This window comes from Acetatifactor muris (genome assembly GCF_024623325.1).
Lineage (GTDB): Bacteria > Bacillota > Clostridia > Lachnospirales > Lachnospiraceae > Acetatifactor > Acetatifactor muris.
The window spans coordinates 142,876-155,561 of the sequence record NZ_JANJZD010000007.1; the positions used below are offsets into that span (position 1 = coordinate 142,876).

Annotated in this window: 9 protein-coding genes; all 9 read right to left on the minus strand. The window is 50.7% G+C overall.

Features of this window, described 5'->3' with window-relative positions:
• Positions 1 to 51 precede the first annotated feature (51 nt).
• Positions 52 to 2,100, minus strand: coding sequence for a glycosyltransferase family 2 protein (locus NSB25_RS08635; protein ID WP_103239256.1), 2,049 nt, complete (start codon positions 2,098 to 2,100; stop codon positions 52 to 54).
• Positions 2,097 to 4,154, minus strand: coding sequence for a glycosyltransferase family 2 protein (locus NSB25_RS08640; protein ID WP_146040009.1), 2,058 nt, complete (start codon positions 4,152 to 4,154; stop codon positions 2,097 to 2,099). The genes NSB25_RS08635 and NSB25_RS08640 overlap by 4 nt, the downstream gene beginning before the upstream one ends.
• A gap of 60 nt (positions 4,155 to 4,214) precedes the next feature.
• Positions 4,215 to 6,281 (minus strand): class I SAM-dependent methyltransferase, encoded by a 2,067-nt coding sequence (locus NSB25_RS08645; RefSeq protein WP_146040010.1) that lies wholly within the window; start codon positions 6,279 to 6,281, stop codon positions 4,215 to 4,217.
• Between the two features lie 102 nt (positions 6,282 to 6,383).
• Positions 6,384 to 7,706 carry an ABC transporter ATP-binding protein gene (locus NSB25_RS08650; RefSeq protein WP_103239258.1) on the minus strand — a complete coding sequence of 441 codons (1,323 nt, stop codon included), beginning with the start codon at positions 7,704 to 7,706 and terminating at the stop codon, positions 6,384 to 6,386.
• Between the two features lie 12 nt (positions 7,707 to 7,718).
• On the minus strand, positions 7,719 to 8,702 hold the full coding sequence (locus tag NSB25_RS08655; RefSeq protein WP_103239259.1) for an ABC transporter permease: 984 nt from the start codon (positions 8,700 to 8,702) through the stop codon (positions 7,719 to 7,721).
• A gap of 4 nt (positions 8,703 to 8,706) precedes the next feature.
• Entirely contained in the window at positions 8,707 to 9,258 is a 552-nt protein-coding gene (rfbC, locus tag NSB25_RS08660; RefSeq protein WP_103239260.1) for a dTDP-4-dehydrorhamnose 3,5-epimerase, read from the minus strand.
• 65 nt (positions 9,259 to 9,323) lie between these two features.
• The gene (locus NSB25_RS08665; RefSeq protein ID WP_103239261.1) at positions 9,324 to 10,601 is read right to left on the minus strand and encodes a GH25 family lysozyme; all 1,278 of its coding nucleotides are present in this window, start codon (positions 10,599 to 10,601) and stop codon (positions 9,324 to 9,326) included.
• A complete protein-coding gene (rfbA, locus tag NSB25_RS08670; RefSeq protein WP_103239262.1) occupies positions 10,591 to 11,460 on the minus strand; it encodes a glucose-1-phosphate thymidylyltransferase RfbA in 870 nt (289 codons plus the stop codon). Before rfbA ends, NSB25_RS08665 begins: the two co-directional genes overlap by 11 nt.
• A 63-nt stretch (positions 11,461 to 11,523) precedes the next feature.
• The gene (gene rfbB, locus NSB25_RS08675) at positions 11,524 to 12,606 is read right to left on the minus strand and encodes a dTDP-glucose 4,6-dehydratase (RefSeq protein ID WP_103239263.1); all 1,083 of its coding nucleotides are present in this window, start codon (positions 12,604 to 12,606) and stop codon (positions 11,524 to 11,526) included.
• Positions 12,607 to 12,686 lie beyond the last annotated feature (80 nt).

A 12,686-nucleotide genomic window follows, 5' to 3' on the forward strand; every position in this document is an offset into this window, starting at 1 on the left:
CTCCGATTCCTTGATACACTCCTTCTATTTTATCATGGAAACAGTCAGGAATCAAGAATTCTGTACTTTCAGCGAAAAATCACTTCTGTCCAGAGAAAAGTTAAGATTGTAATAAGGGTCTCCCGCCTCCAGAACCTTTTTCCACTTCTCCCGAAATCTCTCTGACTCCCTGTTATAGCGCTGTGCGCGCTCGCCTTTGTCATCCAGCCCTCTGGAAGCGGACTCATAGTGGAAGAGCTCCGCAAAAGGAGTAAAGACATTGAGAAGCCCTTTTTCCCGGAGCTTCAGGCAGAAATCGACATCATTCAGAGACACGGCGAAACTTTTGTCCAGTCCGCCCACAGAGAGGTATCGTTCCTTCCGGACCAGCAGGCAGGCTCCCGTCACAGCACTGACATCCTGGGCATAGCAGAGACGCCCCATATACCCCAGATTCTGACGATGCTGTCTGTAGTGAGAATGCCCTGCCGTTCTGTGGGCTCCCAGCCCCAGTACCACTCCTGCGTGCTGAATGGTCTTGTCCCCATAATAAAGCTTTGCACCTACCGCACCCACGTCCTCCCGCTGAGCATACATCAGAAGCTCTTCCATCCAGTTCACAGTGATCACTTCCGTATCGTTGTTCAGAAGCAGAACATACTCCCCGGAAGCATACTTTACCCCCAGATTATTTATCGCTGAATAATTGAAATCTCCCCGGTAGACTGCGATGGAGATTCTGCCGTCCCCACTGCGCAATACCGGGTCCGTATCCCTGGTCTGTTCCGATTCCTTTCCGCATTTCTCCAGGGCCTGTCTGTACTCGAATCCCAGAACCCTGCTGTAATATTCCTCAATTTCCTTTGTGCTGCTGTTGTTCTCCACAATGATAATCTCATAATTGTCATAAGTGGATTTCTCCAGAATAGAGGTCACACAGCGACACAGGTCTTCCGCATGGTCCTTATTGGCAATGATGACAGAAATCTTCGGTGTGCCGATAATCTGATAGCGAATGCGGAAAATGGTTTCAAAAGCTCTGGTGGACTCAATCTTGAAATGCTCGTATCCATGCTTGCGCAGGTGCTCTGCCACCGCCCCCTTTGCCGCCTCTATGGCATAAGGCTTCGCTTCGATATTAGACGCCGTTGACCCCGGATGACTTCTCCAGTAATACATCAGCCTGGGCACATGAACAATCTTCTGTGCATTATCCGTCAGCCGTAAAATCATATCATGGTCCTGACTGCCGTCGAATCTGGTGCGGAACAATTCCTTTCCGTCCAGCAGCGTTCTGGCAAAGACACTGAAATGACAGATATAATTATTGGCCCGCAGATTGTCCGGCGCAAAGTCCGGCTTGAAATGCATGGTCAGCATATGGTCAATATTGCCGCTTCTGAAAGTAGTCTCATCGCAGTACAGATAGTCTGCATTCTGTTCGTTGATCGCTTTCACATATTCATAGAGAACGCTGGGATGCAGAATGTCATCCTGGTCAAACAGACCGATGAATTCGCCGGTGGCCATTTCCAGGCAGGCGTTGGTGTTGCCTGCGATGCCGCCGTTTTTCTCCAGATGTCTGTAGACAATCCTGCCATCAGCTCTGGCCGCATACTCCCTGCAGATTTCTCCTATATAGGAATGTGCTTCATCGGAGCCGTCAGCCAGACAGAGTTCCCAGTTCCCATAGGTTTGATTCATGACAGAATCCAGCATTTCAATCTGAAATTCTCTCCGGTTATTCCACAGCGGCACCAGAATACTGATCTTCACCATCCTGGGAAAGACAGTGCCGCGCTCCACAGCCGCCTGTTCCGGCGCAGGGAAGCTGGCAGTGCCGAACTGCTTCATGGCTTCCCGCTCTCTCTTTTTATAACCTATTTTATGAATTACGCCCCTGGGGCCTCCGCAATTCCGAATCCTGTCCTTCTGGCGGATTGCCCAGTGCATACCGTTTCGGACAGGTTTGGCCGCCTTCCAGAGCGGATTGTTTTTGATCCGTCCCAGCTTCCACTCCAGCTCTTCGTTTTTCGCCTCCAGATCGGCAATGCGGGCCGCCAGATCAGCACACTTCAGATGTTCTTGTTCATAAGCCTGTCTGTAATCCGTTTCCTTCATATTCTGTCTCCCTGTTTCCCTGTATCTCCTTCCACCTGCATAAACCGGCCGCTCCAGTTCATCAGCTTCAGCCCGCTGACTCTGTTCCGGGCAGCCGTTCCCAGCCGATACTTTCCAGGTGGAATCTCCTCTGCTTTTATCTCCACATCAAATCCGCAGAGAGCCACATTCACCTGATCCGGCATGTTTTCCTCCAGATCAGGGCGATACTGCTCTTTTATTCTCAGTGCATATATGGTTTCCAATTCCGACACATCCGTCATTTTTTTGTCACATTTTCCAAACAAAAGCAGCTTCTCCCAGCAGGCGTTATTGTCTCCCAGCACTATACTGTATCCCAGTGCGTTCCCTCCCCGGCAATCCTCCACTCTCACCATCAGGCAGGCGTCACTGCGGTATCCTTTCCTGTCGAATCTGAAGATATTTCCTCCGCTCCGCTGCGTCTCATTCCCTGCGGACAGATAAACCGGACGAATTCCCGTATCCAGACCTTTCCGATTCAGGTGAACAGAATAATACGGATCTGTCCCTGCCAGTCCGGGATGTCTCTCATACAGCTTATCCCGCTCCCGAAGCAGACGCTCCGTCTTCTCCGGAGCTTCGTCATCTCCCCTGCTCAGCGACTCGTAATGCCAGGCATACCTGCTGTTCATGCACACATTCCGGTACCCCAGCTCATACAGTCGGAAGCAGAAATCCACATCATTAAAAGCCACCGGCAATTCCTCCGAAAAGCCGCCGGCTTCCAGGTATTTCTCCTTTTCCACCATCAGACACGCCGCCGTCACTGCCAGCACATTATGGTTTCCCCGGTTTGCGCCGTAATAATATTCTCTGTCGTCCTCCATAAACTGCAGCTTATGCACGGGTCCCATGGGCAGATTGGTGATTCCGGCGTGCTGAATCCGGGCTGATTCCGGATAATACAGCTTCAGCCCCACCGCACCTGTATATGCTCTGTGGGCCAGCGCCGCCATCTGCGTCAGAATGTCCGCACCGCTCAGCTCCACATCATCGTTCAAAAAGAGCAGAAAATCTCCCTCCGACACGGCTGCTCCCAGATTGCACATTTTCGAGAAATGAAATTCCATGGGCTCATAAAGATACCGGATATTCCGGCCGGCCTCCGGTACCGCCAGCCGTCTGATCATCCCTTCCACAATCCTTCGATTCTCATGGCTGCTCCCATTGTCCACCACAATGATTTCCAATGCAGGCACTTCCCGGTTCCGCCCTTCCGAAGCGGACGCGCCTTCTCTCCCTGACAGACATCCGCGCAGGCAGTTCTCCAGCACCTCCGGATGATCCTTTGAGGGAATCACCACCGATATCACCGGCTTACTTCCTGACGGATTCCCCGGCATAATCCAGCTGTCCCTGAAATCCTGCAGCAATCTTTCTTCGGAGTGCTTCAGAAGATCAGTATACTGCAAAAATACGTTCTGCGCCTTCCGGCTCTCCTGATGAAACAGAATCTCCGGAATATGGCCGATACTGCAGCTTCCCTTCCGGTATCCTCCGGCCAGCTCCGCACATGCATGAAGCCATTTCTCCCAGACGGCCATATCCCCTGTCCTGTATCGTACCGTCGCGCTTCCATTCTCTTCTGTAAAGGACCGCATCCACGCCCATGCCCGTCGGAACAGATCTTCCCGCAGTGCCACCAGTCCGCCGAAATAGCAGAAGCTGTCCAGTAAGTCCGGCGACCAGTCCGGCTTGAACCAGGGAAAAGCACCGCCGGAGTCCCCGCCTGCAGACTGTCCTTTGATATCTTCATCTCCATACAGCAGCTGCACTTCCGGATGCGCCCTGAAATATTCCCTGATCCTGCCTTCGGCATCCGGAGCCGGGGTCCCGGTGTCTGTACAGACAATGACGAAAGCTTCCTCCTTGCCCGGCTCCTCCGTCATTTCTGCGGAATCCTCCCTCCGGACCTCTCTGGCTGCCAGCCAATCCCCGTAAGTACCTTTTCGGCTCCTCAGCAAAGCCTCGTAACGCCGGTCTTCCCGCTCCGTCAATATCCGCTTTGCCAGCTCCTTTATCTTCAAATCCACTGCTCCTCTCCCGACATAACTGATTTGCCAAAGGCCAGTCCACTGCTTCCGGTATCCCGCTCAGCGGCCATTTGCCATGTCCTGTGCCATGGAAATCGGCAGGCGCACAATCTCCATCCGCACATGCAGCCTGTTTTCCGCCTCGATTTTCAGCCTGTCCAACCCAATGCAGAAATTGGGGTCACTGGTCGGAAACACAATGCTGGGGCAATAATTCTCCCCCTTCCCGGCAGCACTCAGAATCCGTCCGTTGGCAGTAAGCACTTTCCGCTTCTCCAGCGGCACCCTTTCCCCATTCAGTGTCATCTCCTGTATTTTCACCGAACAGGAGGCAAACGCCGGGTCAATCCGCAGCCTTTTCACCCCTGCCTCCACTTTTATATCAAATGCAATCAGATTCTCTCCCTGATAGGCATCTCTGACAAAATAAGATTCCGCCTCGCAGCAGCCTTCCCCCCTGTCTTCATAAATCTGAACCCGGTTGATTTTATCCGAATCTTCATATCTGTCAATCCAGTTCTGAGGAAGCATCACTCTGCCGCCTATTTCTTCCCGCAGCGTGGCCATGGCCTTCCTGTTCCCCGTCACAAAATCCTGAAATTCCCTCTCTGCCTCCCGGAATGTTTCCGCTTCCTTCTCCGTCACGGAAAGCTCTCTCATCGCCCGCTCCAGATCCAGCTTCTTCCGTTTGTCATCCTCCAGAAGATAGCAGTAGACCGCCCGGAAAGCCAGCTCCTTTGTGTCGACAGGCTTTCCGAAGGTCCATTCATAGTCAATCAGCGTCCACTTCTCACCGTCCACCAGAATATTGGAAAATATCGGATCAAAATCCGACGCCGGATACTCACTGTTATAGCCGATGCGCTCCCTGTACTCCTGAAAGTACCTGTAAAAGCCTTCCAGGTCATCCTTTTCCAGACAGAGATCCATCAGTTCTGAAAGGGCCGTTCCCCGCTCAAATGCAAATTCCGCGCAGATTCTGTCCCCTTCCTCCTCCAGCCGACACGGATTGATCTTCAGCCGCCCGCCTCTGTATCTCTCCTCCAGCTTCTCACAGGCAGCCGCCATCCCCCGCACATGCTCCCGGGCCGCCCCAGTCATGGGATACTTGCGGACACAGACAGGTCCCCGGTCATGCTGTGCAATTTCCGTTCGAACCGCATACTCCGGCGCCCGGTCGTTGGAGTACTTCACATATTTTATATCGAACGTTTTCCCGATAACTGCCATATAGGAATTGGAGAACAGCGGAAACAGGCCTTCCTCTGTCAACCCGTCAAAAGCACTTTTCTCGTCAAAAAGCAGCATTCTGTCTCTGTCAAAATTCCGCAGGTTGTTTGTAAGCTCTCCTTTTCCGGGAAGGTAATCGTCTCCATACAGCATAGTCATGAATTTATAGTCCGGGTAAGGATAATAAAAGCGGTATTCCCCCACACCGCATTTTCTGAAAATCTCTTCCAGGCCATTTCGCCCAAACGTGCGCACACCGCAGTCCGCTCCATAATGCTCAATGCCTGAGAAATAAGTCCCCAGATGATCCTCCTTGCATCCCGCAAAATATTTCAGCCCGTACCTGTTCTCTATGGCAATGAGAATTCTGCCGTTCTCCGCCAGGTGCGGCAGCAGAAGCTTCAGGAAATCCTCGTAGGGCGTATCTCCTCCGATATAGCTCTGCCCGTATTCAAAGACTCCAATCAGACAGATATAATCGAAATCTTTCGGCAAATCCGGCTCAATATCCTTAAAATTTCCCACATGAATAGTGACATTGTCACAGCCCCTGTTCCTGTGTGCGTTAATCAGGCTTCTCTTCTTTGACAGTTCCACACAAGTCACAGTGCCTGCCTTTCTGGAAAGCGCACCGGTAATGGCGCCGCACCCGCTGCCCACCTCCAGTACCCTGCTCTCCTTATCCATGGGAACCCAGTCTACAATATTCTCGCGCAAAGGGGACAGATGATACAGGATGGACCATTTCTTCCGCTCCTCAATGACAGCCCCGTACTCCGCCGCGGATTTACTTTTCACAATATCCAGCAGCTCATCCTCCAGCGCGCCTTCGCTGTAGAAATCCTTTCCCGGATATTTGCTGTAATCAAGCCTTACTTTCCCGATTTCTTCTGTCATCCATATCCTCTCCGCCGTCCCTTACACGGCTTATCGTCAATCCTGTCCAATCAGTATTCTTCCGGCGGCCAGAATATCCTCTCACATTCTGAACCCGACGGATTATTGTCCTGTCACATCCGTCACCTTCACTTCTGAATTCATATCGTAATATCCCACTGTATTCTTGTCCGAAACCACGGTAATATTCAATGCATCATACAATCTGTGATAGACCTCAAAGGTATCCACATTGTATCCGGTAACCCCCAGCGACAGCAGATACTCTCCGCCCTGGAGACTCATTTTCTGGGTAAAGGTAATCTCTTTTACCTGTTCCGGCTCTCCGCTTTCCAGACAGGCCTTCTCAATCATGGAATTGGTGCCGGTAATCTCCGTCCCCATGGCATTTTTAATGGTAAAGGCAAAAATCGGCCCGGGCACATGGGCATGGAATTTCACCTTCATGTGCAGAGTAAATACACTGCCCTTAATCACAGCCGTGGTGCGGACATCTCTGTCATCCGTCAGATAATACTCCAGAATCTCCGCCTGCCCTGTGCCGTATTCCAGCGCTTCCGGATTGATCCCGGCAGCGTCTCCCTGTGCATTTTCCGTCTGCCGCAGCCGTACATCCTCCAGAAAGTCCGCATGCTCCCTCTTATCCGCAGGCTCGTACTGCCCCACAAGCACCCGTTTGTAGGTGTCAATCATTTCCTTCGGCGTTCCCTCTCCCAGAAGGATTCCCCTGTCCAGCAGAAATACTCTGTCACAATATTTGCTGACAGCGCTCAGGTCATGACTGACGAATACTATCGTTTTCCCGTTTTTCTTAAATTCTTCGAATTTATGATAACATTTCGCCTGGAAAAATACGTCTCCCACGGAGAGCGCCTCATCCACAATGAGAATCTCCGGCTCTATGTTGATAGCCACCGCAAAAGCCAGCCGCACAAACATACCGCTGGAGTAGGTCTTCACCGGCTGGTTCACATAAGGTCCGATATCCGCGAATTCCAGGATTCCCGGCAGTTTTTCTCCGATTTCCTTATCTGAAAATCCCATCATCGTACCGTTCAGATACACATTCTCAATGCCGTTATATTCCATATTGAAGCCGGCTCCCAGCTCCAGCAGAGCAGATATCCGGCCGTTCACCCTGACCTCACCCGCCGTGGGATTCAGTACCCCTGTGATGATTTTCAATATTGTAGACTTACCGGAACCGTTGGTGCCGATGATGCCCACTGTCTCTCCTCTGCGGATATTCAGACTGACTCCGTTCAGCGCATAATGCAGCTGATGTGTCTGCTTCCTGCCAAATCCCAGCGCTTCCTTCACCCGGTCTCTGGGCCTGTCATACAGCTTATAGATTTTCACCACATCTTTTATTTTTATCGCAGATATATCGTCTGTTTCCTGCGAACTGTTCTTCCCGTCAACCATCGCTCATCACCTTTACAAAACATCTGCAAAATGCACCTTCAGCCGCTTAAACACAGCTCCGCCGATACCAAAAAGCACCACCGTCACAATCCAGAAGTACATTGTGGAAAAAAAATCCTGGAAAAACCACTCCCTCTCATATATGGCACTGCGATAACCATTTACAATATACACCAGCGGATTCAGCTTCAGCACGAAAACCCAGTCTGCGTGAATGGAGCGAATATCCCACAGAATAGGCGTCGCCCACAGGCCAATCTGCAGAACAATATTGATAATCTGGGCCAGATCCTTGAAAAAGACCACTATGGAACAGGTCGTATAGCAAAGTGCCAGCACAAAGATAAACAGGCAGAAGCTGTAATACAGAATCTGAATGGTATAAATTGTCGGATAACAGCCGTAAAGTGCAGCCACCAGCAGGAGCACGCCTATAAAAAACACATGAATAAAGGTGGCTGCTATGATTTTGATAATGGGCAGGATGCTGATTTTGAATACCACCTTTTTCACCAGGTAATCATACTCCCGCATGGCATTGGTCCCGTTGTTCAGCGCTTCATTAAAGTAAAACCAGGGAACCAGCCCTGCCGTGAGAAACAGCACAAAAGGTACATCTCCTGTTCCCCTGCCTGTGTTTCCCATAATCTTGTCAAATACAATATAGTACATGGCTACAGTAACCACCGGCTGAATCATGGCCCAGACCGCTCCCAGATAGGAGCCGGCATAACGCTTTTTGAAATCGTTTTTTGCCAGCTTCCAGATCAGATGCCTGCTCTGGTACAGTTCCACCGGAAGCGTTGTAAATTTCTCATACCATTTTGCGAATACCACACAGGCCACCAGAATCATAGCGCAGGAGAGAAGCTTTTTCAGCAGCTCCTCCTGAGGATCCGCACTGGGACCGGGATTCTGGTGCACGACAATGATCACGGCCATCAGCAGTCCCAGCAGCGAGAATATGGCGACTCCGCCCTTTTTGCTAATCTTCATGCGCTTACCTCTTATAGCTGTCCAGTCCGCCCCAGTTCTGATCCCGCTCAATCATAATCAGTTTCATATCCTCCGGAACAGGCCACTCAATGCCGATGGCAGGATCATCATAGGCAATCCCGCCCTCGTCTCCGGGATGGTAAAAATCCGTGCATTTATAACAAAACTCCGCATACTCAGACAGAACAAGATACCCGTGGGCAAAATTCTTCGGAATGAAAAACTGTTTTCTGTTCTCCTCGGAAAGTACCACACCGTACCACTGACCGAAGGTAGGAGACCCTTCCCGCAGATCCACCGCCACGTCAAATACCTCTCCCCGGATAGCCCGCACCAGCTTATCCTGCGGGAACTGCTTCTGAAAATGAAGCCCTCGAAGTACACCTCTCCTTCCGGAAGACTGATTGTCCTGCACAAATATTTCCGGAATGCCCGCCTCCTTATAAGCCTCATAATGATAAGACTCATAGAAATATCCTCTCTCGTCGCCGAACACGGCGGGAGTTATCACCTTAAGTCCTTCTATTCCGCATGTCTCCACACTGATCTTACCCATCGTACCCCTCTCCTTTTACGTTTTCCTATAAATCCATATGCATCTGCAGCGCTGAATTTTGTCTGTTATTTCAGATAGCTCACATTCATATCCACATTCCCCTCAATGCCGTCAATACTTCCTTTGGAAGTATACTGCCACATCTGATAATATCCCTGGTAAAGGGGAACACTGCGGTATTCCGCCAGCCAGATGCAATACTGCTCCAGCTGCTCCGCGTGCAGATTATTGTTATACCAGTTCCGACTGCCATAGACACCTGCCGTATAACCTGCGTTGGCTATGGTTCGGCAGAAGGCTTCACACACCAACGTTCTGGTATCCACGTCAAGACCGTCCGCCCTTCCGTTTCCTCCTGCTCCCTCCGTGTCAATAAACACAGGGTATTCCAGATTATATTCTCTGATCAGCTCCAGCACTGCCGAGGCTTCCTCCACTGCCTCCACCTCGTTCACCGCCTGGGTGAAGAAATACACGCCCACGGGAACGCCGCTGACGGCAGCTCCTCTCATATTCGCTGTAAAATACGGATCCACTACCAGACTTCCCGTCACAGAACCGCGATACCCCGCACGGATGATGGCAAATTCCACTCCTGCGTTCTTCACCTTATCCCAGTCAATCTCTCCGTTCCATTTAGATACATCAATTCCCACCTGAGAATTGGCCGTAGGCTTCTGGAACTTTTTGATCTCGGTCTTATCCGCATCTTCCAGTGCATCCACCACGGCGGTATCCTCCGCTTCGGCCACAATCTCTTCTTCCGTCTTAATCAACAGCGAAATATCGTTGATGGCCACATACTCCACCTTATCCTTAACCCGTACTTTTGTCTCGTTGTTCGGCACACGGTACCCCTCCACAGGCAGCAGCTCCACGAAATACTCTCCCGCAGCCAGATCGCCGATGTAAATGATCCCGTCCTTATCCAGATCCTTATATTCTCCCTCTCCTTCCAGCTTCACATAAAAGCTTTCCCCGGTAACCGGATTCCCCTGCATATCCACAATCTGAATACGCAGGTCCTTTTCCACGGAAGTTACCACCAGAGACAGTCTGGCGGCATTTTCTTTCGCCGCCTCCAATATGGGGCTGATCTCCTGGTCAAAAAAAGTATTATCACGCAGAAAGGCGGAAAGGTCATTTCCAATCTGGCCCTCTTTTTGCTCCTCCGGCGCTTCGGTCTGGCCCTCCTGTTCCGGCAGGGGTGTTGTCTGTGCCGGAGTGTTGTCTTCCCTTCCCGGGCCGGGTTGGGGCAGATTGCTGAATACTACAAACAGAGACACCAGCAGAATCAAAGCCATGGAAGAAAGGATCGCTGTTCTTCTCAGTTTAGAGTCCATTTGCTACCTCTACCAGATATTTTCCGTAATTGGTCTTCATCAGAGGCTCCGCCAGTTTCAGCAGCTGCTCCTTATCGATAAATCCCCGCTTATACGCAATCTCTTCTATACAGGAAATGTACAGCCCCTGCCGCTTCTGGAAAGCAGCCACAAAATCTGCGGCATCCAGCAGCGCATCATGATTGCCCGTATCCAGCCAGGCAAATCCCCTGCCCAGCGTCTCCACATGAAGCGTTCCTCTCCGCAGATATTCGTTGTTGACACTGGTGATTTCCAGCTCTCCTCTGGCGGAAGGTTTTATCGTCTTCGCAATCTCCAGCACATCATTGTCATAAAAATACAGTCCGGGCACCGCATAATTACTCTTCGGCTTTGCCGGCTTCTCCTCGATGGAGAGCGCCTTGCCATTCCCGTCAAATTCCACCACGCCGTACTCTCTGGGATCTCTCACGTAATAGCCGAAAATCGTGGCTCCCTTTTCCCTTGCCGCAGCCTCTTTCAGCACCCTGGAAAAGCTCTGCCCATAGAAAATATTATCTCCCAATACCAGCGCCACTCTGTCCTTCCCCACAAAATCCGCTCCAATCAGGAAAGCTTCCGCCAGTCCACCCGGATGCTCCTGCACCGCATAGGACAGTTCCATCCCCAGCTGACTGCCGTCCCCCAGAAGCTCTTCAAACAAGGATAAATCCCTGGGTGTGGAAATAATCAGAATCTCCCGGATACCCGCCAGCATCAATGTAGACAGCGGGTAATAAATCATCGGTTTGTCGTACACCGGCACAATCTGCTTCGAAATCGCCTTCGTCAGAGGATAAAGCCTGGTACCGGAACCGCCTGCCAATATAATTCCCTTCATAAAACATCCATCCTTTCCTGCCTCACGCCGAATGGGAACGGCCAAAACCGTTCCCATTTATGCTCATTTTTCATACATTTCCGTGTAATATTTCTGATAGTCTCCACTTGTCACATTCGTCATCCATGCTTCGTTTTCGAAGAACCACTGGATGGTCTTCCGAATTCCTTCTTTGAACATGGTCTCCGGGTACCATCCGATCTCCGCCTTAATCTTATCCGGCGCGATGGCATATCTGCGGTCATGTCCCTTGCGGTCCTCCACATAGGTAATCAGATCAGCAGTAACCAGCGCCTTTCTGGGATCATCATCCGGCAGCATCTCCTTAAGCGTCTCCAGAATAATGTGAATAATCTCAATATTCCTTTTCTCGTTATGCCCGCCGATATTATAAGTTTCAAACAGCCTGCCCTGCTCCTGCACCATATCAATGGCTTTCGCATGGTCTTCCACAAAAAGCCAGTCTCTGACATTTCTGCCGTCTCCGTACACCGGAAGCTTTCTGCCATGCAGTGCATTGTTGATAATCAGCGGTATCAGTTTCTCCGGGAACTGATAAGGCCCGTAATTGTTGGAGCAGTTGGTGATGTTGGCCGGGAAATGGTAGGTATCCATATAGGACTTCACCAGCATGTCCGCTCCCGCCTTGCTGGCGGAATAGGGACTGTGAGGGTCATAGGGCGTGGTCTCATAGAAGAAAGAGGCCCCGTTATCCGGCAGCGACCCATATACTTCGTCCGTGGACACATGAAGGAATTTTTTCCCCTCCTTAAAGCTGCCATCCGAAAGCTCCCAGGCCTCCTTCGCACAGTTCAGCATCACGGCAGTCCCCAGCACATTGGTCTGCACAAATACTTCCGGGTTGCGGATACTTCTGTCCACATGACTTTCAGCCGCAAAATGGACGACTCTGTCGATATCATTTTCAGCAAAAATCCTGGAGATTGCCTCTTTATCGCAGATGTCAGCCTTCACAAAGGTGTAATTTGCTCTGTCCTGGATGCCCTTCAGGTTCTCCAGATTACCGGCGTAAGTCAGCAGGTCCACGTTGATAATACGGATTTCATCTCCGTATTTCCGAAACATATAGTGAATATAATTGGAGCCGATAAAGCCGGCACCGCCCGTTACCAAATATGTTCTCATTTTTTCTCCTAACTATGCGTGCGTTTTCCCCTAGTATAACATAAAAAGCAGTGTACATGCATTTAATTTATTCAATTCTG

What these genes read in the sequence shown, in the direction of transcription:
- NSB25_RS08645 (WP_146040010.1), bottom strand. Translation starts at nt 6,281, where the DNA reads ATGACAGAAGAAATCGGGAAAGTAAGGCTTGATTACAGCAAATATCCG.
- NSB25_RS08655 (WP_103239259.1), bottom strand. Translation starts at nt 8,702, where the DNA reads ATGAAGATTAGCAAAAAGGGCGGAGTCGCCATATTCTCGCTGCTGGGA.
- rfbB (WP_103239263.1), bottom strand. Translation starts at nt 12,606, where the DNA reads ATGAGAACATATTTGGTAACGGGCGGTGCCGGCTTTATCGGCTCCAAT.
- NSB25_RS08635 (WP_103239256.1), bottom strand. Translation starts at nt 2,100, where the DNA reads ATGAAGGAAACGGATTACAGACAGGCTTATGAACAAGAACATCTGAAG.
- rfbC (WP_103239260.1), bottom strand. Translation starts at nt 9,258, where the DNA reads ATGGGTAAGATCAGTGTGGAGACATGCGGAATAGAAGGACTTAAGGTG.
- NSB25_RS08665 (WP_103239261.1), bottom strand. Translation starts at nt 10,601, where the DNA reads ATGGACTCTAAACTGAGAAGAACAGCGATCCTTTCTTCCATGGCTTTG.
- rfbA (WP_103239262.1), bottom strand. Translation starts at nt 11,460, where the DNA reads ATGAAGGGAATTATATTGGCAGGCGGTTCCGGTACCAGGCTTTATCCT.
- NSB25_RS08650 (WP_103239258.1), bottom strand. Translation starts at nt 7,706, where the DNA reads ATGGTTGACGGGAAGAACAGTTCGCAGGAAACAGACGATATATCTGCG.